The following is a 26473-nucleotide window of genomic DNA, read 5'->3' on the forward strand; positions in this document are numbered from 1 at the left end:
AGATTTTAGCATCGCGTGGAATTTTGGTGCTAGATAGTTGTATGTATAAAATTGATAAGGAGAGGATAATATCACCAATACATTACCATGCAGTCCATCATCATGAAAGCCAAACAATAAACGCACAAATTTAATTTCTAAAACAAGTAAAGAAAAGTTTCGGGTCGACACCATCTTCTATGGCCTCACGCATCGACTTTATATGTCGATGCAAATATCGGTAACATTTACACTTTGTTTTCCAAAATATAATGCTCTAGCAGATCATGATTATTTAGAAAAGCTTTACAAAGTTTATTTATATTCAATTCCTCAGCCTTAATTAACAGAATACAATAGACGGCATTGGTCATTGATACTTGATCAATATTTCTGATAATATTATCCCATGCTTGTTTACGGAGATAGAAATGACGATTATTTTTGATAAATAATTGCATTTTTTCATAATCTGTAAATGCCTGAAAGGTGCTATAGCGGTCACTATTCTCTTCCATATCATTACGTACAAAGTCCTTAATTTGCGCTAACAATTTTTCTATTTGTGGAAGAATGGTCAAACCTAGTTTCCAAAGGATTAAGTCGTCCAAATTTTCGATGTCATACGAAGCAGCATACGGATCATGACGAAATCCTTCTCTTTCTATGAATTGCCGAAATTCTTTCAATAGATCACTGGATTCATCAGCAGATTCTTCTTTTTCTTCTTGATTGTTAGGCAGTAAACTTTCTACATCAACTAAATGCCCTAACTTATCCCGTAAAATTGTCACAACCTCATCATATGACAATTTTGACTCTATAGGTTCTTGAAATCCAGTCATTCGCAATAATGATTTCCCTATTAATGATGGAACTGTTTCTGCTTCTTCACTATTCGGATCATTAATTTTCGCTGTTAGTTCATCGTCTGAAGCATCATCTCTTAAATTCCAGTCAAAAGATAAAACTACCTCCATAAACACTTTCGGATCAAACTGACAGCCATTTGGATCAAGAACACAGATGTCACAGGCTTTTTCCAAGCTGTGACCTTCATTTAAGTAATCCCCCAGAGCGCTTTCGAAACCTAGCATTTCCACTTCATATTGCTTAAATTGATTTATGAAAAATAAGGTAATAGTTTCCGAACTAAAATTCCTTCTTACTAGCTCCCCAAAATCAAAATCCTTTTCCGTCATGGCTAAACGTTGCAGAGACTTAAGTACGGTATATTCGTCTGTTACTATTCCTTTTAATCGATGTAACAGTTTTTCATTATCAGTTCGTTCCGTAAGCTGGATCGGCTTTTGCAGGATTGTATTGGCCCATTCAATTGCTTTTTGCATCTGGCCGATGGTTATATCACCAGTTACAACGGCATACTGCGGGAAACGACTTTCAATTAAACAAGCAATTGCCAACAGATAAATATGATGTGGAAAACCTTGTGTTTTATTGTCGAATACATGCACACTCTCTACTTTAGGCGTTTTTAAATTATCGTCATAATATACATTCTTTTTAATCAGGAATGACAAAATATCACCATTACGATCATCATTTTCATGACATTTTTTACGATAGTAATCAAGGTTCTCATATAGTGCAAATGACTCTGCCGTTAGCATTGAATCAAAATCTCCAAACACATGCCAGCCAACCTGTGGTTCCGTAAAATCAAATTCCTCGAACGTTGTTTCCTTTGCCCGGTCTACATATACCCAAGGACATCCGTAAGTCTTTTCATCAATTATATTGTCCATAAACGGATATGCTTCGACAAGTTCAAGCGATTCCTTATAAACATCCTCCCATTCTTTTTTATTTATTTGGTTTGGCATGATATCAAGATTAATATAAACACCCATTTTCATCCCTCTCTTTTTATTTTGACATCTTTAATATACAAACAACCGAAAATTGACACGTTCTATCTCTGTTACATTAATAATAGCAGGAAAAATATAAAAGGCAACTGAAATAACGGAATAGTTTTACAACTAGGTAATTAAACAAAGTTCGAGTTATTGTACTTATAAATAACAAGAAAATGATAGGGGGCTTTTAAAGGCTGTTTTGTTACTTCTTCAAATATAAAACTTGATTATTAATAAAGCTGTGATCAATTTACCAATTTAGTAAATGACCACAGCTTTTCACGTTGTTTATCGGATTTTTAAATCAAATATAATACCAATACTTCCCTTCCCTTAACTCCCGTTGACATACCCCCTTATTCCGCAAATATTCGAGATGGGCTAATGTTTCGCCAACTGCAAACCGTGTCTCATGAACCGTCAGTTTTTTTGGAAACAATTTCTCGCAAGCATCTGCTACCGTTCCACCATTACGAATGGCCTCTAACGTTTGGTCCAGTCGCTTATCATGGTGAGCTTTTATTTCATCGATACGATCATTTGCCCCGTGAAACGGCTTTCCGTGTGATGGGACAACAAAATCGGCGTCAAGTTTTTTTATCTTTTCTAACGATGCTAAGTATGATGCTAATGGATCAGGATCACCATGAAACCAATACGAAATATTTGGTGTTATCTTCGGCAAAATATGATCCGTTGAAAGTAGCATATTTTTTTCCTTGTTATAAAATGTGACCAAACCGTCCGAATGCCCCGGGGTAAAAATCACTTCATAGTCATACTTGCCAATTACGATCTTTTCTCCTTCTTGAAAATGGTGATCCACTGTTGGATATGGTGTCACCTGAGCAACGAACTCATTTGTGTTGGTTGTCATATTTTCCCCCATGTCCTGTGAAACCCCTGCCAACAAATAATTATCGTAAAGTTTTTCTATAAAGCTATCTTGCCATGCATTTAGCCCTGCATCAGCATCAATTTTTGTCATGGAAACCTTTGCTCCGGTTATTTCCTGCATACGGCCGACATAACCGAAATGATCTGGATGATAATGAGTAACAAGAATGTCGGTTACCTGCTTTCCGGCTAGTTCTTTGCCCCATCTTTCAGCAGTTTCCTTGTTATGGAGCCCAGCGTCAATAACCTTCCAGCCATTCTCCCCTTCCGCAAGAAAACAGTTCACATGGTCAAGTCGAAAAGGAAGATCAAGCCTTATCAGTTTTAATCCATATTCATCTAACAAACTATGATCACATCCTACTTTTCATACTGTCATTCTGTAAAATGAGTTTTCGATCCTCTTTTACGATTGTAGCTCTCGCTTCTTTATAAGAAATCTGAAGTTCTTCAACAATTTCGGCAATAGATTGAATGTTCGTGATGGATCCAACACCTTGTCCTGCACCCCAAACATCTTTCCAGGCCTTTACATTCGGGTCGATTAATTTATTAAAATTAATTTCTTCCTTTTTCGCAAGATTATTAGGATCTAATCCAGCCTTTCGTATACTTGGAATAAGGTAATTAGCATTGACGCCACTAAATGCATCCGTATAAATAATATCCTCAACAGTTGAATCAACAACCATATCTTTGTATTCACTAGCAGCTGAACTTTCTACAGATGGGATAAATCTTGAACCCATATAGACGAAATCTGCACCAAGCACCTCTGCAGCTAGTATATCTTCTCCTTTTGACATCCCGCCTGCTAAAATGATTGGACCATCCCAGAATTCTTTCACTTCATGAAGAAAAGCAATCGGATTCAAAACGCCACCATGACCACCTGCACCACTGGCGACTAGTATTAACCCGTCTGTACCCTTTTCAATCGCTTTTTTAGCAAACTTTACGTTGATAACATCCGAAAATACAAGACCACCATACTCATGGACAATTTTTACAACCGCACTTGGATCTCCTAGTGACGTAATCACAATTGGTGGCTGATATTTTTCGATCAAGTTAAGATCTTCCTCATATCTTTTATTGGAGTGGTGCGTGATATAGTTGATCGCCCATGGTGCAATTTTTCTATCAGGATGTTTGCTCTTCATTTCCTCCAATTCTGTATTGATTTGTTGCATCCATTCTTCTAAAATATCACCTGTTCTTGCATTTAGCGCAGGAAATGAACCGATAATTCCAGATGCACAAGAATTAATAACCATTTCCGGATTAGACACCAAGAACATTGGCGCCGCAATTACGGGCAATTTCATCGATTGTTTTATTTGCTTTACTGCTTCATTTGGCATATTTCAAGCTCCTTTTACATCATAAATCAGGGGAGATCTTAATATCGATATCTCCCCACAACAATAAATCTAAAACTTACACTTACTTCTGACTTAAAGCTTTTTCATTCGCTATTTTAAAATTTGGTTCTCGCTTCTCTTTAAATGCTTGAACCCCTTCTTTATGATCATCTGTTGAAACAACTGTTGCTTGGGTGATACGTTCTTGTTCTAGAATTTCATCTAAACTTGAAGTAAGCGACCGATCGGCAATCTTTTTAATAAATCCATAAGCTGTAGCAGGACCTGCCGCAATTTTAGCAGCGAATTTACTTACCTCTTGCTCAAACTCATTTAATGGATAGACATGATTGACAATGCCTAAAGAGTGAGCTTCGTCAACAGTAATTGGCTCTGCATTGAATAATAACTCCTTCGCACGGTAAGGACCGATTAATCTTGGCAGAAAATATAACCCTCCCCCATCAGAAATCAAACCTACCTTGGAAAAGCTTAAAACAAATTTACTTCCTTCTGCCGCCAGAATCATATCACTTGCTAAAGCAAGATTAAATCCTGCACCTGCAGCAAACCCATGTACAGCAGCAATGATTGGTTTTTCTAAATCTCTCATCGCACGAATTAACTCATTTAATTCACCAATATGTTCGAAAGTTTCCAATGCACCACTTTCACCCATTGTCTTAACGTCTCCGCCAGCACTGAATGATCGACCCGCACCAGAAATGGTAAGAACGCGAATTGTACTATCATCCTTCGCTTGTTTTATTGCTTCCTTTAACCCAGTAATCATTTCTGGACTAAAAGCATTTAAACTATCCGGTCGATTTAAAGATAAATGCATCACACCCTCATTAACCCTCGTTAATAAGTGCTTATTTTCTGTTTGTCCCATCATTCATACTCCTCTCAATATACAATATAAAATAATATTATACAAATTTTCTTTCTAATTAGATAGCATGGTTAGCCTTGTTCGTTTCTAAATTCTCTCGTAAGGAAAGCGGAATCGGCTCTGTTTTTTGCTCTACATAGTTAAAACAAACAAGCGTTGCAGATGCTTCCGCTACAACTGCATCTGAATCAGCATTTGTGATGACCTGGTTTAGACAAAAACTTTTCGTACCTATCTCCGCAACATATGTGGCAATTTTTAACGTTTGGCCAGCAAATGCCTGTGCCACATAATCACATGTAGTCGAGGCTAAAATAAAATTCAAATACGAATGCGTTGGTTTTTCTCCAATGCCAACCACTTTAAAGAACTTTGTACGTGCTTCCTCAAGATACAAAAAATGGCTCGTATTATTTACATGTCCAGCTGCATCTGTCTCACTAAACCGAACATATACGTCAACTTCGTGCGATGCTGTCATCTTATTTCCCTCCAATCAAACACCATTCATTAAAATTTCAGGATAACGTTACGTTCGTTCAATGATAGTCGCAATCCCTTGACCTCCGCCAATGCAAGCTGTAACAAGTGCAAAGCGTCCGTTAGACCGTTTTAATTCATACGCAGCTTTCGTTACAAGAATTGCACCAGTAGCACCTAATGGATGGCCGTGCGAAATGGCTCCACCATTCACATTAACCTTTTCCGGATCCATTTCAAGGTCACGATTACAAGCGAGGACTTGGGCAGCAAAAGCCTCATTAATTTCAATAATATCCATATCATGCAAGCTGAGTCCCGTCTTTTCCATAACTTTCTTCGTAGCAGGAACAGGGCCAATCCCCATGATATTCGGGTCAACTCCTGCTACAGCTGATCCACGAACAACGGCTAATGGTGTAACACCTAATTCTTCTGCCTTTTCTCTCGACGTGATGACAAGGGCAGATGCAGCATCATTTAAACCAGAACTATTTCCGGCTGTTACAGTACCGCCCTGAAGGAATGCCGGCCGTAACTTTGCTAATCCTTCTTTTGTCGTTCCTGGACGCGGATGTTCATCCTTTTCAAATAAAATTGGTTCCCCTTTTCGTACAGGAACAGTAATTGGCACAATCTGTTCATCAAAACGACCTTCTTCCATTGCTTTAGCCATTCGTTGTTGGCTACGTAATGCAAATTCGTCTTGTTCTTCTCTGCCAATTTTATACTTTTCAACTAAATTCTCCGCTGTGATGCCCATTGGAGGATCACCGATTTCTTCAGGAGATAGCGGTGATTTTCGAAACTTCGGCGGTGAGGGACTATACGCTTTCTCGGCACGTTCTAGTAAATATGGTGCACGACTCATGCTTTCTGTCCCACCAGCGACATAAACATCCCCATTTCCAGCATTAATTGCTTGTGCAGCCAGATTAACAGCATTAATTCCGGAACCACATTGGCGATCAATTGTAAGACCTGGCAAATCTGTCGATAAACCTGTTTGTAAAGCTGTTAATCTAGCAATATTTCCCCCGCCGCTTAACACATTTCCTAAAATAACATCATCAATTACCTGTGGATCGACCCCCGCACGTTTTATCGCCTCCTTGATAACCTCAGCTCCAAAAACGTGCGCAGGAATTGTTGCTAATGCACTACCTTGCCTTCCGATAGGTGTTCGAACAGCAGAAACAATAACAGCATCCCTTTTCATCTCCATACACTCCTCATTTCACCGTCAAATCGGATTCTTAATACGTTTTAAATGTTACAGTTCCTTTTATTACGTTTTTTCCAGCCTGATTGACAGCTGCTACTTTTAAATCAAGTGAATGTTCGTTAACATCCTCTACAACCGCTTTCAATGTAATGATATCGTTCAAAAAAACCATACCTGAAAACCTTATTTTATACTCTTGAATAAAGCCTTCTTCATAATAAGGGGTGAACAGTTTTGCCAAGTTTCCCATCGTCCACATTCCATGAGCAATAATACCGGGCAATCCTGCTTTTGTTGCTTCTTCATCAATCGTATGAATCGGGTTGTAATCTCCGGAAGCACCGGCATATTTAATCAAATCAAGTCTTGTTACTGGTTCAAGTGTTACTTCTTCCATTGAATCTCCTGTTTGTAATGCTACGAAATGTTTCATCGGACCAGTTCCTTTCTCACAGCTTCTGTAATAATAACAACCTGTTCCTCTGTAAAGATGTTTTTTCCCTCTGTGTCCTCACCATATCTTTTTAAAATAATAAATCCCATTAAACCATTGCCACCACTTTTTTCATAATAATCCGCTACTTCCGTGTAACAGTATACGACTTCACCTACTAGCAACGGTCTTTCATATTGGTAGGTTTGCTCTCCATGGATCAATCCTTTATTTGGTAGGAATAAGCTATCAATCTCCCCATATTCGAAGACCCGAGGAAATGTTGGTGGTGCAATATTTTGTCCATACCTTGAGTTTTTTCCAAACGCTTCATCGACAAAGATAGGGTGGAAATCACCAATGGCTTCCGCAAATTTTCTTACCATCCCTCTTTCCACGACGTTTTTAACTTTATCGGAACGTTTTCCTATCGCTTCTTTAAACATATAAACTCAACTCCCTATGCAATTTAGACTAATCTTTTGGTCCACCTGCAACGTAAATTACCTGTCCATTGACAAATGATGATCTCTCGTCCGCAAAAAAGGCAACAGCATTTGCGATATCCGCAGGTTTTCCGCTTCGGCCAACAGGAATAGTACTAACACTTGCTTCCACCAGTTTTTCAAAAGGAACCCCGATCCGTTCGGCAGTTTCTTTTGTCATTTCCGTCTCAATAAAACCTGGGGCGACAGCATTTACCGTAATCCCAAATTTTCCTAATTCAATAGCTAATGTTTTGGTTAAACCTTGCAAACCTGCTTTTGCTGTCGCATAATTTGCTTGTCCGCGGTTCCCTAGTGCGGATGTTGATGATGTATTGATGATACGTCCATATTTATTATCAACCATATATTTTTGAGCTGCACGGGCGGCATTGAACGATCCCTTCAAATGAACGTCCATCACTTGCTGCCAATCACTATCTGTCATTTTAAAAAGTAGATTATCACGGATGACTCCCGCATTATTGACCAAAATATCAAGGGACCCAAACGTTGCTACAACTTCTTTCATGGCGTCTTCCACTTCATCTGCATTGACAACATTTGCTGTTTTCGTAAACACTGCAAACCCTTGCTCCTTAAATTCCTTCTCCGTCTCGCTTAACGCTTCTTCATTGATATCAATAATCGCTACTTTGGCCCCTTCTTCGGCAAACCGTTTGGCAACTCCTTTTCCAATTCCACGACTACCACCTGTAACAAAAGCTACTCTATTTGCAAATTGATCTGACATGTAAATTCCTCCTGTTTCCAAATTTTCAAAATATAAGAGTTAGAAATATTTATTTTCATAGCAGTGCAGGCCACAGCTAATCTATTGATCGCTAGCTGGGCCCCACATTTTTGTTTCTTAGATATATTGGCCTACTTTGACATTTCCTTTTAATAGATTCCTAGAAATAATCAAGCGTTGAATTTCATCCGTACCATCGTAAATCCGCCATAACCTTGCTTCACGATACCAACGTTCAATTGGTAATTCTCTTGTATACCCCATTCCACCGTGAATCTGCATAACGCGATCTACTACTCTATTTCCCATATTTGAACCATATAATTTGGCCATTGATGCGAGATGACGGTTATCTTCTCCTTGATCAAGGGTAAATGCAGCATTTAGGACAAGCCATTTTGCAGCTTCAATTTCAACTGCTGAGTCAGCAATTTGCCACTGTATTGCTTGTCGATCAGCAATTGGCTTACCAAATGTTTCACGTTCTTGCGAATAATCGATCGCCATTTGTAATAGACGTTCAGCGGACCCTACTGCCCGTGCTCCAACAACCCATCTAGCAAAACCAATCCATTCTAAACCAAGCTGATAACCTCCATGTACCTCTCCCAATATATTTTCTTCTGGTACTCGCACATTATCAAAAACTAAACCAGCTGGTCCCCATTCTCCCATTGTATGAATGTATTCTGATTTCCATCCCATATCTCGATCGACAATAAAACAAGTTACACCATCTCTACCAGTCTTTTGATGGCTTTCTTTGTCAGTTATCGCAATAACCATTACGAAATCGGCTTCATTTCCACCTGTGATAAAAGTTTTTTCCCCGTTAATAATCCATTCATTACCATCCTTCACCGCAGTTGTTTTGATATTTCTTGTATCTGAACCTGCACCAGGCTCCGTCATCGCGAAACAGGATTTTTTATCCCCATTAATCGTAGGTATCAAATATTTCTCTTTCTGTTCATCGTTTCCATAATAAAGGATATTATCTGCTGAGCCACCGAATTCAAACGGAACAAACGTCTTGGAAACCTCCATTAATACGATCGCCAGCATCATTTGACCGATATCTGCTCCTCCATATTCACCCGGTGTATTAATCCCCCAAAAGCCAGCCTCTTTTGCTTTTAACTGAAGCTCTTTCATTTTTTCCTGGGACAAGCTTGGTTTACCTTCCCGCTCGTTTCTAAGTACCTCATTTTCAAGTGGCTTTAATTCCTTTTCCACAAATTTTCTGATTGTTTGTTGCACCATTTTTTGTTCGTCGGTTAGGCGTAAGTCCATTTTTCGTCACTCCATTTCTATTCTTTGTTTTATCGTATTCATACTAACTGGTAAGTATGTTTAGGAAAAAGAGGGGAAAACGAGTAAAGGTAGTTTTTCCTATTACTACTATATATATAATTCAACATAACTTTACATTTTTCCTGTTTTCCCCGTTACAAAATTTTGATTATAATTTATAATTTTTATTTTGGATCAATTTTGCTAATCCAGTGGAATTGAGATAACTTCTCCATCCTCTACCGCACCAGCCTCAGATTTCCACTGTATACTACCTTCTTCCGTTATTTCTTTAAAAGGAAGTATCATATTTTCATCTGGAAAATTCTTAATTCCTTCATTAACAGCATCCATAATTGCTTGACGATCATCTACAGAACCCGCAGCCTTCATTGCTTCTACAAGCAAATATAAACTTTGGTAATTTAAAGCAGACTCGGATGTCGCAAATTGTGTATCATACGTACTTTTATATTTCTCTACAAATGCATTACTTGCCTCTGAGTTTTCCTCCTCTATAGGAAGAGATCCGATTGAGCCGTTAAGCAATTCATAGCCATCTAAAAACCCTGACATTTCTTCCATTTTCGCCTGATCCATGACCATAAAACCACCTTCAAATCCTAATTCCTTGGCCTGTTTAATAACTAGAGCAGTCGGTTCAGAAGGGCCACCAACAAAGAGTACATCCGGGTCTTCATTTAGTGCATTCGTCATAATGGTGAAATAATCCGTTTCTTTAGCGAAATCAATGTCGCTTTCATGAACAATTTCCCCACCCATTTCTTCCCAAACAGGCACAATCGCTTCAGACCAATCCTTACCGTATTGCGAGTTAGTCGGAAGTAATGCCATTTTATTACCAAAATGTTCTATCATATATTTGCTAAAAGTCTCAGGCCAGACACTATATTGTGGGGGAATCCCTATCATTAACTCATTCCCTTGTTCATACATCCTTGGCTCACTCGTATAGGCCATAATAATAAAATTATCTTGCTCGTTAAATTCCTGTGTTGCGAAAACACCTCCACTGTGTGTAAGATATATAGCGACGGGTTCATCTTCTGAAACCATCCGTTTGACATTTACTCCGGTCTCATTTGGTAAGTATTTATCATCCAGCGCAACAATTTCAAGTTTGTATGTTGTTCCATCCACCTCAAAGCCAGTTTCATTTATTTCATCAGCGGCCATTTCAATCCCATTTAAAATATTTAATCCATATTGAGCACCTGGTCCACTTAATGGTCCACTATAACCGATTTTGACAATCTCCTCCCCTTCATTTATCTCTGGGGTTTCTGTTTTTGCCTCGGCCGTGTTTTCGTCCTCTCCTCCCCCATCTGTTGAGCCCTCGTCTGAAACGTTCAAACAAGCCGTTAATCCAAAAGCCAACAATACCAGTATTCCAAGCAGAAAAAACCTTTTCACTACCTTCATTTTGGAACCTCCCTTTTTTGATGACCAAACCGAATTTTTAAAGCTCTAAACTCTGGTAACTGTCCTGTTCAACACCTCCTAAAAGGCACAATCCAATTAAGCACCAATATAAGCCTTACGAATTTCTTCATTATTAAATAGTTCATCACTACTGCCCTTGACGACAATTTGCCCATTTTCTATTACGTAGCCTCTATCCGCGATTTTTAAAGCTGCACTTGCGTTTTGTTCAGCCAGTAGCACTGTTGTACCCTCTTTATTAATTTTTTGGATGATCTCAAACATCTGATTAACGATCAATGGCGCCAGACCTAATGAGGGTTCATCAAGTAAAAGTAATTTTGGATTCGCCATTAATGCTCTACCAATTGCCAACATTTGCTGCTGACCACCACTCAATGAACCAGCTGGATTATCCATCTTATCTTTTAAAATCGGAAACAAATCATAAACATGTTCCATCGATTTTGTAATTTCCTTCTTGTTTTTCCGACGTACAAACCCACCCATTTTCAGATTTTCGCGTACTGACATTTCTGGAAAAAGTTTTCTTCCTTCCGCACATTGCACAATGCCAAGTTTTACTAATTTGTTAGCGGATAATCCATTTACTTTTTTATCAAGAAAACGGATTTCTCCATGCTTGGGTTTATTCAGCCCACTGATTGCCCGAAAAATTGTACTTTTCCCTGCACCATTTGCTCCTAACAAAACAACAAGCTCCCCATGGCTTACATCCATATTAATTCCCTTCAAAGCAGTAAACTCGCCATAATTAACATTTAATTCAGATACTTTTAATTTGATCTGACTCATTTTCGCCACTCCCCAAATAGGCTTCAATTACAATTGGATCGTTTTTTATTTCATCGGGTGTTCCTTCAGCAATTCTTTCTCCCTGGTTTAATACCATGATTCGATCTGCAATTGACATAATCATCGACATCTTATGTTCAATAAGACATACAGTTAATCCACTCTCTGCCATTTTATTTATTAGTTCCGCTAGACCATCCGTTTCATCTGGATTAACACCTGCGGCTGGCTCATCCAAAAGTACTAAATCAGGATTCGTTGCCAGTGCTAATGCGAAAGCTACCCGTTTTTTCTGTTCTTGTGTAATGCTTCCAATCATTTCTTCTGCTACATGCGTTAAGCCCACAAATTCCAGCGCTTCATATGCTTTCTCCAAACTTTCCTGTTCTTCCCTTTTTTCGCGTGCTGTTCTGAATATGGCATCCCACAATCCAGACTTTGTTCTTAGGCGATTGCCAATAATCACATTATCTAGAACCGTTGCCCCTTCAAACAAGTGTGTCGTTTGAAACGTTCTTGCTATTCCTAGTTTTGCGATTTCATTTGGCGCAGCCTTTGTAATATCTTTTCCCTTAAAGGTTATTTTTCCAGATGTTGGGGGGTGAAAGCCGCTAATTAGATTAAAAAATGTTGATTTACCTGCACCGTTAGGACCAATAACCGCTTGAATATGCCCTTCCTTCACATCAAGGTCGACACCATTTACCGCCATTAATCCACCAAACGCCTTTGTTACTTTTTCTGCTTTTAAAACCATTAGCTTACCTCCTCAACTTTCGATCTTTTCTTTTGTCGTTCCTTAAGATTTCTTCGTTTACATTTTAATTTGTTAAGAAGGTTGTTTCCTAAACCAGCAATACCTTGTGGGTAAAAGATAACAATTAAGAGTAATACTGGTCCGAAGAAAACCATTCGATATTCCTGTAAGAACTGAAGAGACTGTGTTAGCGACACAATGATTAACGTCCCAATAATCGGCCCACTTAATGTTCCAATTCCACCGATAATTAGGTAGATTAACATCTCGAATCCAAGGAAAATAGCAGCAATATCTGGACCAATAAACTGAACAAACGATGCATATAAAGCGCCTGATAATCCAGCAAAGAAACAAGAGATTACAAATGACAAAAGTTGGTATCTTTTCGTTGCTATTCCAATAGTAAGCGCAAGTTCTTCACTATTACGAATTGCGATAAATGTACGTCCAAGCAGTGACTGAACAATGCGCTTAGAAACAAAAATGGTAAGGATTAAGAAAAGCAGCAATAAATAATACTGTGATAATAGACTATCAAATGTAATTGGACCGATTGGTGATGGGTTGGGAATGCCAACTAATCCCCGAACCCCGCCTGTTAAAGTGTCCCACTTATCGATCACCAAATAGATAATATAACCAACACACATTGTATATATCGCAAAATAATGCCCATTCGTTCGAAGGGAGATTAATCCTACTAATATACCTAATATGATCGAGACTACGCATGCTGCAATTAGCGCAAGCCAAAAATTCCAACCTGCCTTCACCGTCAATAATCCAAGCGTGTAGGCCCCAATTGCAAAAAATCCCACATGTGCAAGTGATAAATTACCTGTATAACCTGTGAAAATGTTGATACCATATACACTTATTGACCAAATACAAACCAATACAAGAACATGCAAGACATATTGATTTTGCACGACAAATGGAAGTATTAATGCAATGGCTAAAAGGAGTACGATGCCATATTTTTTGTTTAGTAATGCAGCCATTAGTGAGCCCTCCTTGCAAACAACCCAGTAGGTTTCACAGTCAATATAATGACAAGCAATGCAAAAGCTATTACATCTTTATAATCACCGGAAATATACGTTGCACCGAAACTTTCTATAATACCTAACAGATATCCAGCTATTATAGCTCCCGGTATACTCCCCATTCCACCAATAATAATAATGACAAAGGCTTTCATAATCACAAGGTCACCCATCCCTGGAAACACTAAGTTAATTGGCGAAGCTAGATTTGCAGCAGCTGCAGCCAACACGCCCGAAATAGCAAATGTTAACATTGCAACAACATTGGCATTAATTCCGACCAAGTATGCCCCTTCCCGATTTTGCGCCATAGCAATGATTGCTGAACCAATCATTGTCTTTGTTAAAAACATATGAAGCACAATCATGATAATTACCGTTGCGATGATGACAATTAGCCTTTGCTGTGTAACGGTTATACCAAATAGACTTACAACGTCACCATATGGACTAGTCATTTGTTGGTAATTAGGTCCCCATAATACTTGGGCTAATGCTACCAAGAATAATAAAATTCCGATTGCTCCCATCATCTGATGAAGTGGAGGTGCATTTCGTAAAGGGTGAAAGATTAGCCGGTCTGAAAGTATGGCAAGTAATCCGGTCATCATCATGGAAACAAGCATGGCAATCCAATAATTAAACCCAAACATTGTCATAACGGTTAACGTGACGTAAGCCCCTATCATGTAAAACGCTCCTTGCGCAAAATTAGGAACATGTAGGATTCCAAACACCATTGTCAACCCTAAGGCCACAAGACTATAAACGCTACCATTAGAAAGACCATTTAACAGTTGCTGGAAAAACAAATCCATCGTTTTCCCTCCCTAACATTTTAATTAAGTTGCCTATTACCGCATGATGTCTAAATCCCTCTACGGACTTTACCGCGTATTGCATTGTCACATATTACAGAGATATATTTTATCTACGTCCTCAACAATTAACTTAACAACTTCTTCATTACTAAAGATTAAGTGTCCCACCGTCAATCACTAGTGTTTCTCCGGTAATAAAAGAAGCTTCATCAGACGCCAAAAAGAGAACTGCGTCAGCAACTTCTTTTGATTTACCAATTCTTCGCAAGACATTTGCAGTAGACAAAATAGGCCACTTATCTGTCTTTTTCCAATCGTCTACCATTTTTGTGTCAATAATTCCTGGAGCAACAGCATTAACACGGATATTTTTCCTGCCAAACTCAGTTGCAGCAGTTTTGGTAAGTGCCATGACACTACTTTTTGATGCTGAGTATGCGGAAACAAGTTTTTGCCCTTTTATCCCGGCAATGCTGGCTGTATTAACAATCGAACTGCCTGACTCCATCCAAGGAATAGCATATTTCATTCCCAGAAACACACCAGTGAGATTGATATCAATAACTTTTTGCCATTCTTCAAGTGAAACATCGGGAATTTTTTTCTCATCGGCATTCACACCTGCATTGTTGTACAAGATATCAATGCGGCCAAATGTATCAATCGTCCCCTGTACCATATTTTCTACATCTTTCGGATTGGTCATATCTGTGCAAATAAATTCTGACTTACCACCTGTTTCCCTGATGATGTTAACTGTTTCAAGCCCAGCTTCTTCGCTAATATCCGATACCATAACCTGAGCGCCTTCCTCAGCAAACCGTAAAGCTGTTGTTCTTCCAATGTCACCGCCACCACCAGTTACAATGGCAATTTTGTTTTTTAAGCGCATGTAATCCTTCCTTCCGCTGTTACATCATTTTATAAATACTGAACGGATGGTATGTTATAAATAATACGATAACAGGGCCTATTAAAACCCTGTTGGCCAGTTAGCAAGACGCCGTTCACTTTTAGAACCATTCTTGGCACAGGCATATTCCAATGTTTGTGAGAGAAATTTTCTTGTGTCTCTAGGGTCAATAATATCGTCAATTAAATGTTTCCCTGCAGCTTTATAAGGCGAACTATCAAAACCCCATGATTCTAGTAATTCCAAACGTTTTTGTTCCGCATTTTCTGCTTTTTGAATCTCACGTCCGTAGACAACATTGATCCCGACTTCAGGCCCCGTAAAATTAATCTCAGCTGTGGGCCATGCCACAACAAAATCTGCGCCCATCGTTGGGCCACACATATTCCCGTACGCTGCACCAACACTTTTTCGTATGACAATAGAAATCTTTGGAACTGTTGATTGGGCAAGCGCTTGATTCCACATCATTATTTTGGTTGGCATTTTTAATTTTTCCGCTTCACTTGATACACGAAAACCTGGTATGTCATGTAAGAAGATGAGTGGAATATTGTACGAATCACATAGGCAAATGAAATCAGTCGCTTTCTCACACTCTTTAGCTCCTGCAGCACCTGCAAATTTCATCGGTTGATTCGCAATAATACCTACTACCCTTCCATTTATTCTTGCTAAAACGGTAATAAGTGCCGTGCCGTATAATGATTTAAGTTCAAAATAGTCTCCACCATCGACAATTAATTTAATTACCTTTTTCATATCATAAGCGCGTTTTTTTCTTATTGGTACGATATTAACCATCTCATCAATTTTTCGATATGGATCATCCATCGTTTCTTTATATGGTGGTTCCTCTCCACTATGAAGCGGCATATAGTCTAAGAACTGTTTCATTTCCTTTATGGATGATTCTTCACTAGCGGTAAAACGTTCCACCTGTCCGGTATAATCTGCATGTACTTCCCATCCACCAAGTTCTTCATTCGATACTTTCTCGCCAGTAGCGACTTCTAACATACGTGGACCAGCTACTGCCATGGAAGTCCCTTTTACCTGTGTGACAAAATCGGAGGAAACTGCTGTCCAAGTCGGTCCCCCAAAACTATCCCCTAAAATGGCTGTAATCATAGGGACTTCCCGGCGATGTAATAAAAGTTCATTTGGAAAAAGCATCTGACTAATTCCATCTGATCCCATTCCATCAGGCATTCTGAGCCCTCCGCCTTCCATTAAACTAAGCAATGGAAAACCACGCTTCACCGCAAATTCATGGGCAGCTTGTGTCTTACGAAAATAAACCATTCCTTCCGTACCAGCAAAGACTGTTTTATCCGCTGCCTGTAAAACAACTGGACGGCCATTCACTTTTGCTAGCCCCGTTATGACCCCATCACCTGCACTTTGTTCTTCCATACCAATTTGATCCGAATGGGCCAGCATGCCTAATTCGAGAAAGGTATCTGGATCAACAAGCATATCAATTCGCTCTCTTGCAGTACTATGTCTCAGACTGTGCTGGCGTTCAATTTTTTCTTTGCCACCTCCTAGTTTTGCCTTCGCTTTTCTTTTTTGTAAGTCTTCTATTGCCTCTTCCATATTTTCCTCTTTTAGCTTTTCCATAGATTTCTCCCTTACCTAAAAGTATTGATTGCATGTTAAGAAGTCTATTACATTACGATTCTTTTAAAAGCCTCCTAAGTACTTTACCAGAGGATGTTGCTGGTAAGTGGTCGCGAAATTCTACCTCACGTGGGTACTTATAGGCAGCCATTTTTTCTTTAGCCCAAGTGATTATTTCACTCGCTGTAACTTTACTTTTATATTCTGGTTTTAAAACGATATATGCTTTAACACATTCACCCCGTTTTTTATCCGGAATACCAATTACGGCCACTTGTAAAATCGCTTCATGGTCGCTCAGTAAGGATTCAACATCTTCCGGAAACACACTGAATCCTGACGATTTGATCATCTCTTTTACACGACCGTTAAAGGATAAATATCCATCTTCATCAAGTGTGCCAATATCACCGGTAAAAACCCATCCATCCCGGAGTGTTTCGGCAGTTGCTTCAGGGCGATTTAAATATCCTTTGAATACACCAGGATTTCTGACAGCAATTTCGCCTTGTTTTCCTGGGGGCAGATCTTTCCCCGTTTCCATATCAACAATACGTAACTCTGTATCGAATGTAGCAATGCCACACGTACCAAATTTTATTTGATCTATTGGCATCATGGTGTCACACGTATGTGTTTCACTTAATCCATACGATGCTTCAAAAAGTAAGCACCCATCCGTGAGTTTTTTCCATGCCGATGCCAGTTTTTCATCAACTGCCATACCAAAACTTGTGGCAAAATTCAGTTCCAATGATGTTAAATCCCTATTTTCAACCCCGGGGTAATGCAATATTGCGTTATTCATTGGGGCGACAGTGTATAATTTGCTTACCTTGTAGTTCTCAATCGCTTGTATTGCCGCTTCAGGATCAAAACGTGTTAATAAAACACAAGATGAAGCACTATAAACAGGTATATTCACCCCCATAACCATACCAGCAATATGGCAAAGTGGAGCAGCTGCCAATGATTTATCCTCTTGCGTAACTAAATAGCCATGGGCAGAAGCGGCTGTTTTGAACAATGCATTTCCAAAAGTCAACATTGCTGCTTTTGATCGTCCAGTTGTCCCAGATGTAAAAACCATCAATCCTACATCTTCCCATAGGTCAATTTGGGCCGTTTCCTTAATAGGATCACTCTTGTCGATCACTTCGACCATATTAAACGTATCTTTTATTTTTTGCTTTTTAATTTTCAGCTCATCAGGTAAAGGCAGTGTCTGTTTCTCGGAAAGAAAATCAGTATAATTAGTTGTCACCATAAATTGAAGAGATGGGATCTTATCCTTTATATTCTCCACTTGTATATACAATTCCTGACCAGCGATGACAGCCTGAATTTCAGCCTCATTAATGAAATATTCCAGCTCTGATTCTTTATACATCGGATTTAGGGGAACAACCGTTGCACCAAGCATTTGAATTGCATAATGTCCAATTAGATATTGCGGACAATTTTGCATAAACAAGGCAACCCTACTCCCTTTTGTTACACCTTGATGTTTAAGAAATTGAGCAAATTGCTTGGTTTTGTTATTTAATTCCTCCCATGTAATCGGATTCCCATAATAAATGTATGCCGTTTGATCTGGTCGCTCAATCGCATTTTGCATGAGATACTCATGTAATGGTTTTTTACCTTGACGATAATTTAACGTCTTTGGCACCGCTTTTGGCCAGCTTTTCTTTAAAACTGATTTCACTATTTCCTCCCCTTTCTTTACCTTGGTATCTGTTTAAAAGCAGGGCGATGCGGGACAGCCAACCTGTCCCCCATGTCCCAGAAAATCACACAGATTCTTCTCTTATTTTTCGTCGTAATATTTTTCCGACATTTGTTTTTGGTAGTTCTTTTCTAAATTCAACGATTCGTGGAACTTTATATGCCGCCATATTCTCTCGACAATAAGCAATTAATTCCTTTTCATCCGTAAGCTGACCTTCTTTTAGCACGACAACTGCTTTAACCGTTTCCCCACGATACGGATCTGGAATGCCAACAACGACTGCTTCCTGGACAGCAGGATGTTCATAGATAATTTCTTCTACATCTCTCGGATAGACGTTATAACCACTCGCAATAATTAGATCCTTTTTTCGATCAACAATGAATAGAAAACCGTCTTCATCCATATAGGCGATATCCCCTGTATAAAGCCAGCCGTCCTGAAGCGTTTGCTCTGTTTCTTCTGGCATATTCCAGTAACCTTTCATCACCTGTGGCCCTTTAATAATTACCTCGCCGGTTTCTCCAGCGGGAAGTTCTTTTGTCCCATCAGCTAGGTCAACAATTTTATAGTCAGTAGACGGAAAGCCAATTCCAACACTACCAGGCTTTCTCGGGCCAAAAAGTGGATTACAATGTGTTGTCGGCGAACTTTCCGACAGCCCATACCCCTCTAGTATCGTAGCACCGGTATTCTCTTCAAACGTACGCAAAATTTCCCCAGGCATTGGAGCACTACCACTGTTACAAATTTTGATACTATCAACACCATATTCGTTCACTTTCGGGTGGTTGATTAAGGCAATATACATGGTTGGAACACCTGGAAACGATGTTGGTTGCACATCTTTGATCGTTTGTAGCACTTCCTCCATATCGAACTTTGGCAGCATGATACTCATTGATCCAGTATAGATAGACAGATTCATGCACGATGTCATTCCATATACATGAAATAACGGAATGACAGTAAGGAAACGCTCTTTCCCAAGTTCAATTCCATCTTGAAAATACTCGTATGATTGCATGACATTTGCCAGCAAATTACGATGAGTAAGCATAGCACCTTTAGAACGACCGGTTGTACCGCCTGTATATTGGAAAATGGCAACATCTTCTATCGCGTTAATTGCAACAGGCTCCGGCGGTTTCTTTGCCTTCTTTAAAAATTCATTAAATCCAGTTGCCATGCTATCTTCCGTTTCCCGACCTTCTAGATTCACTTTAATAACATTTTTTATCGATGTTTTGTCCATGACTTGATTTAAAGCAGGCAACAATGGCTCATAAACAACAATGGTTTCAGCACCGGAATCTGCTAAAATGTACTCCAATTCTTTTCCGACAAGCATCGGATTAAGCTGTGTTACGATACCACCTGCCTGTAATGCCCCATAATAGCTGATAACGTATTGTGGACAATTAGGTAGCATAATGGCCACTCGGTCCCCTTTCACTACTCCGTTTTCCTGTAGTGAGGCAGTGAATCCATCGACCAATTCACCGAGCTTCTGATACGTCATTTCATTCCCATAAAAATAAAGTGCCTTATTATCCCCATAAGTATTAATTGTTTCTTTTAACATATCTGGCAGTGTTTTATTAGGTATCTCCAGTTCCGCCTGTATATGTTCCGGGTAATGTTTCTTCCAGACTTTTTCCATCAAAATTCCTCCTTATATACAATTGATAACGCTTACAATAATTTGTTTAATAGTCCCTCATTAAAGAGAAAACAGTTGCTCAATAACGCCCTCTGACACGCCCTTACGTTTTAGCTCCGGAACAATATTTTCAAATACATGAACAGGATGCCAATTTCTAACGAGGTACGCTACTTCCTCACTCATTTCCGGGTATCGTCCCAACCAATAATTAATTGAATCATGGGAGAGCATAATTTGCTTTTCATATCCTTCATCAAGAAGTTTAACTAATGTTTCGATGCGTTCTTCATCCATTGGTGCTCCAACTAACTTCTGAATACCAAATCGGTCAAAGCCTATTTTCACACCGGTTTGCAGTGTTTTCTTATGATAGTCTACATCCGTGTTTCCACACATATGACCAATCACAATTTTGTTAGGATCAACACCGGAATCGATTAGCATTTTCGCTTGTTCCGGTCCCATTGTTCCTTCCTGTGTATGGGTGAGAATCATAATTCCGGTCTCCCGATGCACCTTTGCAGCAACATCAAAAAACATTTTCTCATACGAAGTAATTTCATCCTTGCTTGATGCTAGTTTAATAATTCCTGGACGAATTCCCGTTCCAGCTATCCCATCGTTTATTTCGGTCATAAACATTTCATAAATATCTTTTTCCGCCGTGCCTAATGAGTGACGAAATTTAAAATACGTTGTTGCACCTTCACCCTCGTAATAGTAGCCAGTAGCGCAAATGATCTGTAATCCGGTTGTCTCAGAGATTTCCTTTAATATTTGCGGATCCCGTCCACATTCATTTGGTGTCGGATCCACAACGGTTTTAACGCCAAATTTCATGACACCGTTCGCTGCCTCAACCCCAGCGCGTACTGCCTCTTCCCGGTTATATGGACCTAGTGTTACATCACCACTATAACCAGGATATCCAAATTGGAAATGTTCATGGATCAATGTTTTACCCATATCCTCGACTGGAATCTTACCGGTAACCGTCTCTATCCATTCTCCCATACGTTCAACCCCTTTAATTTTTGGAAAACCTAACAATCTATCTATATGATCAACTCTCTTGTAATTCTCTCCACAAGACTTTCCCGCTGCTTGTAGTAGGAAAACGATCTGTAAATTCAACAATTCGCGGATATTTGTATGCCGCCATTTGCTCTTTGGACCATTCGATAATGTCATTTTCGGTTACTTTTCCAATAGAATCATCATTCAAAATAACAAATGCTTTGACCGTTTCTCCACGTTTTACATCTGGTGCACGGACAACACATGCTTGCTGGATTGCTGGATGTTTATATAAAATGGATTCCACTTCCGTCGGCCATACTTTAAATCCAGCCGCATTGATCATCCGCTTTAGCCGATCAACAATGAAGAAATAACCGTCCTCATCCATCTTTACAATGTCACCGGTGCGAAAAAATTGTTTTCCTTCTAGTTGCATATGCGATGCTTGATTTTCTTCTTCTCGATGATAATAACCTTTGAAAACTTGGGGTCCATTAACAACCAGCTCTCCTTCTTCATTAGCGCCGAGTTCTTTACCGGTTGCCAGATCTATTATACGTGCATCAACATCAAATGAAGGAACCCCTAGACATTGTAATTTTGGGCGATCAGGTGGGTTGAAATGTGTATGTGAAATCGTTTCTGACAACCCATACCCTTCTGCATAACGTAGCCCTGTTCTCTCATAAAGCTGTTCTCCAACCGCTTCCGGTAAAGGAGCACCTCCACCACCAATCGATTCCAGTGACGATATGTTATAGTTTGCTAGATTCGGATTGGCTAAAAAGTCGATTAACATGGTACTAATATTAATCCAATGAGAACAACCATACCTCTCAATTGCTTTTGCTGCATAATCACGATCCCAGCGAGTAAGTAACACGATTGTACTTCCTGCTAAAATTGGTGTAAGTATGCTGTGCAGCAATCCTGTCACATGAAATAATGGTAAAGTTGCCAGTGCCACAGCATCTGGTGTCACATTCATCCAATGATAAGCTCCAGTTGTATTTGCTTGAACAGTACTATTTGTGTGGATACAGCCTTTAGGCAAGCCTGTTGTTCCTGATGTATAGGGAATAACTGCAACATCTTCCTTCACTCCTTGATATGGTGAAGGTTGGTGCTCTGTAGTTAATGCATTTTTCCATGCAATGTCTGCCGTGATTTCACTAGCAGGGGCAACTACTTCTGGCGGTAAATTACCAAGCGCATGATCAGCTAAAATGTAGTCGGAATATGCTGTAACGATAATTTTTTCAAGAGATGTATTTTCCTTTAATGGGGTAACTTTAGTGTACAATTCTTGCCCAACCAATGCCTGTTTGATATCACAGTCTTGCACGTAAAAAGTCAGGTCTTCCGTTGTACTCATCGGATTAATTGGTACAACGACTGCCCGCACGCGTAGTATAGCAAAAAAGCTTATCACAAATTGAGGAGAATTTTGCATGAACAACAGCACTTTTTCTTCATTTTGGACACCCATATCATTTTCTAAATATCCAGCCAGCTGGTTCACTTCATCTAAAAGTTGTTGATACGTATATGTTTGTCCATAGTACCGTATTGCTATTTTGTGTGGGTATTTTTTTGCGGTAATTGTCAAATTATCGTATAGAGTCGTTTCCGGTACTGTAAGCGTTTTAGACAAACGTGAAGGCCAATACTTGAAATGGTTTGTGTGCATGAATACATCACCCTTCCTGTTTTTTATCGTTTCTTACACGCATTTTTCTATGGGATTAACACAATCTTACCTTTCGTTTTCCTATCTTGAAACAGCTGATGAACTTTAGCTGCTTGTGCTAATGGATAAGTACCACCGATCGTAAGTTCCAAATTACCTTGACCTACATACGTGAGAAGTTCCTGGAGACTGCTTTTGAACAAAGTGGGCCTTTTCATTATTTGTGGCAAGAAAAAAACAACAATGGATTGATTGCGCTTCATTAGTGACGATGGGTAAAATTTTGATTGTTCGCCACTTGCTACCCCGTAAATTACCAAACGGCCAAATTCTGCCAAGCATTTAAGTGTCTTGTAAAAAACACTGCCACCAACCATTTCAAGTGCTACATCAACACCCTTCCGATCAGTTAGTTCCCGTATTTTATTCTCCCAGTCGTCCTCCGAATAGTTAACTAAATGATCCGCTCCCATCTTTCCAGCAAATGCTAATTTTTCTGGTGTACTAGCCGTTGCAATCACTTTTCCAGCACCAAATTGTTTTGCCAACTGTACAGCCAATAAACCGACTCCACCTGATGCCGCATGAACAAGAACAGTCTCTCCTTCTTCCAAACGGCCCATTGTTTTTAGAATGTGGTATGCACTTAATCCTTGTACTGGTAGAGCAACGGCTTTTTCATAGGACACATCATCTGGAATGGGGATCAGCGTATTTGCATCCACAACCACATTTTCAGAATAGCCACCTGATTCAATTAACGAAACAACACGCTCCCCTTTTTCTATCCCGTGAACTTGATCGCCGACTTCTGATACCACACCTGCAACCTCTGTGCCTGGAATAAACGGTAATGTTGTAGGGACGACATACTCCCCCTGCCGTCTTGCAGTGTCAGCATAATTCACACCAATTGCTTTCGCCTCAATCAGAACATCATTTTCACTGATTGCCGGTGTTTCGATTTCCGTAACCTTCAACACATCCGGTCCACCATATTCGTCAAATTGTACAGCTTTCATAACCTTATTTCCTCCTAATTTTCTTTGCTTATTGCTGCCTTCTCTCTTCCATTATTGTTTTTCCATCAACTAATCGCGGAATCACAGATAGGATGCCACGTTGATTTACATACGCAATATCATCTTCAAATCCATAATTTTCAAGCATCTTTCCTACACGGGAATCACGAAGTACAGCTTGATCAGACACATTTTCATAAAACAACTTTGCAGTTAACGCACTGTCCGTTAAATCTATCTGTCCACCGTATGCGTTTACAAGTTGGTCGATAAAGTATCCTGCACCATAAAAATCCTCTAAGCAAAATTGATTTTTCGACCCTGAACAGACAACAATAATCGTCTCATTATCATACATATCAGCGATCTGCTTACTTACAGCCCTTCCATTTAATAACGATGCTATATATACCTCTTTGGCCGAGGCTGCTTTGCGAATAGCAACTGTTCCATTTGTCGTTGATAACACAACTGTTTTCGCTGCTACATGTTCTTTTAAAGCCAGAGGAGCCGGATCTAAAAATCCGTCAATTGTTTTCCCGTCATACTCCCCAACAAGTGAAATATCTTCTTGCGAAAAGTTCTTTGCTTCCTTTAATGCCTCCGCTTCATCCATCACGGGAATTACTTGCCTCGCTCCATAGTCGAGACAAGCTGTGATGGTTGAAGTTGCAAGTAATACATCAAATACAACCGCAATTTTATTTTCATCCATCTGTACCGTATCAACTTCCTCTTTTTTTAATAACAAATGAATTTTCATATTCACACACCTTTGGCAGAATACAATGCATGGCTAATTAAATTCACAACATAATGATTAAGATTAGCAAATCTTGCATCATTCGTTTGTCCTTTGTAATATCGATAATAGATTTGCTGGATGATTACAGCAAGTTTAAAGTAGGCAAACGTTAAGTAAAAATGCATATCCGACACATCACGACCACTTTTTGTTGCATAGTCTTGCAAAAATTCCCGTCGGGTGAAAAACCCTTCTTTTATTGTTACAGATGGTTTTCCAAGTCCTGTCTGCAGTTCTTCCGGATCATCTGGTTCAATCCAATAACTTAATGCTGCACCAAGATCTGCCAATGGATCACCTACCGTGGTCATTTCCCAATCAAACAATCCTGTTATCTCAGAGAAATCCTCTGAAAACATGGCATTATTTAACTTATAATCGTAATGAATAATGGTAGGTTCTGGTGACGCAGGAATATTAGTTTGCAACCATTTCGTCAATTGATCGACACCTGATACATCTTCTGTTTTCGCTCGCTCATACCGTTTAATCCAACCATTTACTTGACGTTCCATAAATCCATCTGGTTTTGACATGTTAACTAGATTCGTTTTGGTAAAATCAATCTGGTGTAATTCTACTAGTTTATCCACCATTAATTTAGAAATTTTTCTGCCTAAAGCCGATTCGTAAACGATGTCATTAGGAAATTCGGAATCTACTACAATTCCTTTTCTGCGCTCCATAATAAAAAATGGACTTCCAACAATCTGTTCATCGTCGGAAAAGACATATGGCTTTGGTGCCGCTTTGTACAATGGATTCAAACCCGATAATATCTTGTATTCTCTTTCCATATCATGAGCTTTGGGAGCTACTGGACCAAGCGGAGGCCGTCTCAGCACTGCCTCCCATGATCCAATCCGTAACAAGTAGGTTAAATTAGAATGACCTGCACCAAATTGTTCAATTTCCAATGATCCATCAGGAATCCCTGAGATATTTTCCCGGACGAATTGCTCCAATCCTGTCTTATTAAGTTCCTCACCTTTTCGAACGTTAATCGTATCGCTATATGAGGCTTTCATTGCTCTTCACTCCTCTCACGCAAATGTTCTTGTAGTGACGCTTTAAATGCATCCGGAATTATCGCTGCCTTTTGCTGTACTATATCTACATAAACAATGGTCGCCTCACCACTTGCGATCAGATTGCCTGATTCTTTATCACACATCTCTGTACACAATGTAAAACTAGTATTACCAATTCGTTGCACCGTTGTTTCAATATCTAGCGTTTGTCCAAAATACCCTTGCCTGACAAAATCACACTTTGTTGACACTAGCATAATCGTAAAATCATCAGCACGAACATCCATCCCAAGTTTTTGTAAAAAATCGAGCCTTGTTTCCTCCATATACGTAAAGTAACTTGCATTATTAATGTGACCTAACATATCTGTTTCACTTACACGGACATTAATCTCCATTT

Annotated in this window: 25 protein-coding genes; all 25 read right to left on the reverse strand. The window is 39.3% G+C overall.

Annotated elements, in window-relative coordinates:
- Positions 1-227: 227 nt before the first annotated feature.
- The 25 genes from C8270_RS16420 to C8270_RS16540 all read right to left on the reverse strand — a co-directional run bounded on the left by C8270_RS16420 (position 228) and on the right by C8270_RS16540 (position 26471).
- Positions 228-1850, reverse strand: a complete 1623-nt coding sequence (locus C8270_RS16420) for a hypothetical protein (RefSeq protein WP_106497873.1) — start codon at positions 1848-1850, stop codon at positions 228-230.
- A 313-nt stretch (positions 1851-2163) separates the two neighbouring features.
- A complete protein-coding gene (locus C8270_RS16425; RefSeq protein ID WP_106497874.1) occupies positions 2164-3102 on the reverse strand; it encodes an MBL fold metallo-hydrolase in 939 nt (312 codons plus the stop codon).
- A gap of 7 nt (positions 3103-3109) precedes the next feature.
- On the reverse strand, positions 3110-4120 hold the full coding sequence (locus C8270_RS16430; RefSeq protein WP_106497875.1) for an NAD(P)H-dependent flavin oxidoreductase: 1011 nt from the start codon (positions 4118-4120) through the stop codon (positions 3110-3112).
- An 82-nt stretch (positions 4121-4202) separates the two neighbouring features.
- On the reverse strand, positions 4203-5015 hold the full coding sequence (locus tag C8270_RS16435) for an enoyl-CoA hydratase/isomerase family protein (RefSeq protein WP_106497876.1): 813 nt from the start codon (positions 5013-5015) through the stop codon (positions 4203-4205).
- A gap of 58 nt (positions 5016-5073) precedes the next feature.
- On the reverse strand, positions 5074-5496 hold the full coding sequence (locus C8270_RS16440; RefSeq protein ID WP_106497877.1) for an acyl-CoA thioesterase: 423 nt from the start codon (positions 5494-5496) through the stop codon (positions 5074-5076).
- Between the two features lie 48 nt (positions 5497-5544).
- A complete protein-coding gene (locus C8270_RS16445) occupies positions 5545-6714 on the reverse strand; it encodes a thiolase family protein (RefSeq protein WP_106497878.1) in 1170 nt (389 codons plus the stop codon).
- Positions 6715-6751: 37 nt separating this feature from the next.
- Complete coding sequence (locus C8270_RS16450; protein WP_106497879.1) at positions 6752-7153, reverse strand: MaoC/PaaZ C-terminal domain-containing protein; 402 nt, start codon at positions 7151-7153, stop codon at positions 6752-6754.
- The gene (locus C8270_RS16455; protein ID WP_106497880.1) at positions 7150-7599 is read right to left on the reverse strand and encodes a MaoC family dehydratase N-terminal domain-containing protein; all 450 of its coding nucleotides are present in this window, start codon (positions 7597-7599) and stop codon (positions 7150-7152) included. The genes C8270_RS16450 and C8270_RS16455 overlap by 4 nt, the downstream gene beginning before the upstream one ends.
- Positions 7600-7627: 28 nt before the next feature.
- Entirely contained in the window at positions 7628-8392 is a 765-nt protein-coding gene (gene fabG / locus C8270_RS16460) for a 3-oxoacyl-ACP reductase FabG (protein ID WP_106497881.1), read from the reverse strand.
- Between the two features lie 117 nt (positions 8393-8509).
- Positions 8510-9685, reverse strand: a complete 1176-nt coding sequence (locus C8270_RS16465) for an acyl-CoA dehydrogenase family protein (protein WP_106497882.1) — start codon at positions 9683-9685, stop codon at positions 8510-8512.
- 204 nt (positions 9686-9889) lie between these two features.
- Positions 9890-11128 (reverse strand): ABC transporter substrate-binding protein, encoded by a 1239-nt coding sequence (locus tag C8270_RS16470; protein WP_106497883.1) that lies wholly within the window; start codon positions 11126-11128, stop codon positions 9890-9892.
- Positions 11129-11224: 96 nt separating this feature from the next.
- Entirely contained in the window at positions 11225-11944 is a 720-nt protein-coding gene (locus tag C8270_RS16475) for an ABC transporter ATP-binding protein (protein ID WP_106497884.1), read from the reverse strand.
- Complete coding sequence (locus C8270_RS16480) at positions 11916-12701, reverse strand: ABC transporter ATP-binding protein (RefSeq protein ID WP_106497885.1); 786 nt, start codon at positions 12699-12701, stop codon at positions 11916-11918. Before C8270_RS16480 ends, C8270_RS16475 begins: the two co-directional genes overlap by 29 nt.
- On the reverse strand, positions 12701-13705 hold the full coding sequence (locus C8270_RS16485; RefSeq protein ID WP_106497886.1) for a branched-chain amino acid ABC transporter permease: 1005 nt from the start codon (positions 13703-13705) through the stop codon (positions 12701-12703). The genes C8270_RS16480 and C8270_RS16485 overlap by 1 nt, the downstream gene beginning before the upstream one ends.
- Complete coding sequence (locus C8270_RS16490) at positions 13705-14568, reverse strand: branched-chain amino acid ABC transporter permease (RefSeq protein WP_106497887.1); 864 nt, start codon at positions 14566-14568, stop codon at positions 13705-13707. Before C8270_RS16490 ends, C8270_RS16485 begins: the two co-directional genes overlap by 1 nt.
- Positions 14569-14719: 151 nt before the next feature.
- Positions 14720-15463 (reverse strand): SDR family NAD(P)-dependent oxidoreductase, encoded by a 744-nt coding sequence (locus tag C8270_RS16495; protein WP_106497888.1) that lies wholly within the window; start codon positions 15461-15463, stop codon positions 14720-14722.
- 81 nt (positions 15464-15544) lie between these two features.
- The gene (locus tag C8270_RS16500) at positions 15545-17107 is read right to left on the reverse strand and encodes an acyl-CoA carboxylase subunit beta (RefSeq protein ID WP_106497889.1); all 1563 of its coding nucleotides are present in this window, start codon (positions 17105-17107) and stop codon (positions 15545-15547) included.
- A gap of 52 nt (positions 17108-17159) precedes the next feature.
- On the reverse strand, positions 17160-18815 hold the full coding sequence (locus C8270_RS16505) for an AMP-binding protein (protein WP_234028581.1): 1656 nt from the start codon (positions 18813-18815) through the stop codon (positions 17160-17162).
- 85 nt (positions 18816-18900) lie between these two features.
- The gene (locus tag C8270_RS16510) at positions 18901-20505 is read right to left on the reverse strand and encodes a long-chain-fatty-acid--CoA ligase (protein ID WP_442785811.1); all 1605 of its coding nucleotides are present in this window, start codon (positions 20503-20505) and stop codon (positions 18901-18903) included.
- A gap of 57 nt (positions 20506-20562) precedes the next feature.
- A complete protein-coding gene (locus C8270_RS16515; RefSeq protein WP_106497891.1) occupies positions 20563-21519 on the reverse strand; it encodes a phosphotriesterase family protein in 957 nt (318 codons plus the stop codon).
- A gap of 49 nt (positions 21520-21568) precedes the next feature.
- The gene (locus C8270_RS16520) at positions 21569-23215 is read right to left on the reverse strand and encodes a long-chain-fatty-acid--CoA ligase (protein WP_106497892.1); all 1647 of its coding nucleotides are present in this window, start codon (positions 23213-23215) and stop codon (positions 21569-21571) included.
- A 47-nt stretch (positions 23216-23262) separates the two neighbouring features.
- On the reverse strand, positions 23263-24237 hold the full coding sequence (locus tag C8270_RS16525) for a quinone oxidoreductase family protein (RefSeq protein ID WP_106497893.1): 975 nt from the start codon (positions 24235-24237) through the stop codon (positions 23263-23265).
- 28 nt (positions 24238-24265) lie between these two features.
- Positions 24266-25000 carry a 2-phosphosulfolactate phosphatase gene (locus tag C8270_RS16530; protein WP_199794690.1) on the reverse strand — a complete coding sequence of 245 codons (735 nt, stop codon included), beginning with the start codon at positions 24998-25000 and terminating at the stop codon, positions 24266-24268.
- A 2-nt stretch (positions 25001-25002) separates the two neighbouring features.
- Positions 25003-26070: a phosphotransferase family protein gene (locus C8270_RS16535; protein ID WP_106497895.1), complete on the reverse strand. Its 1068-nt coding sequence runs from the start codon at positions 26068-26070 to the stop codon at positions 25003-25005.
- Positions 26067-26471, reverse strand: coding sequence for an acyl-CoA thioesterase (locus C8270_RS16540; RefSeq protein ID WP_106497896.1), 405 nt, complete (start codon positions 26469-26471; stop codon positions 26067-26069). The genes C8270_RS16535 and C8270_RS16540 overlap by 4 nt, the downstream gene beginning before the upstream one ends.
- Positions 26472-26473: the final 2 nt, after the last annotated feature.

This window comes from Lentibacillus sp. Marseille-P4043, from assembly GCF_900258515.1.
Taxonomy (GTDB): Bacteria; Bacillota; Bacilli; order Bacillales; family Amphibacillaceae; genus Lentibacillus_C.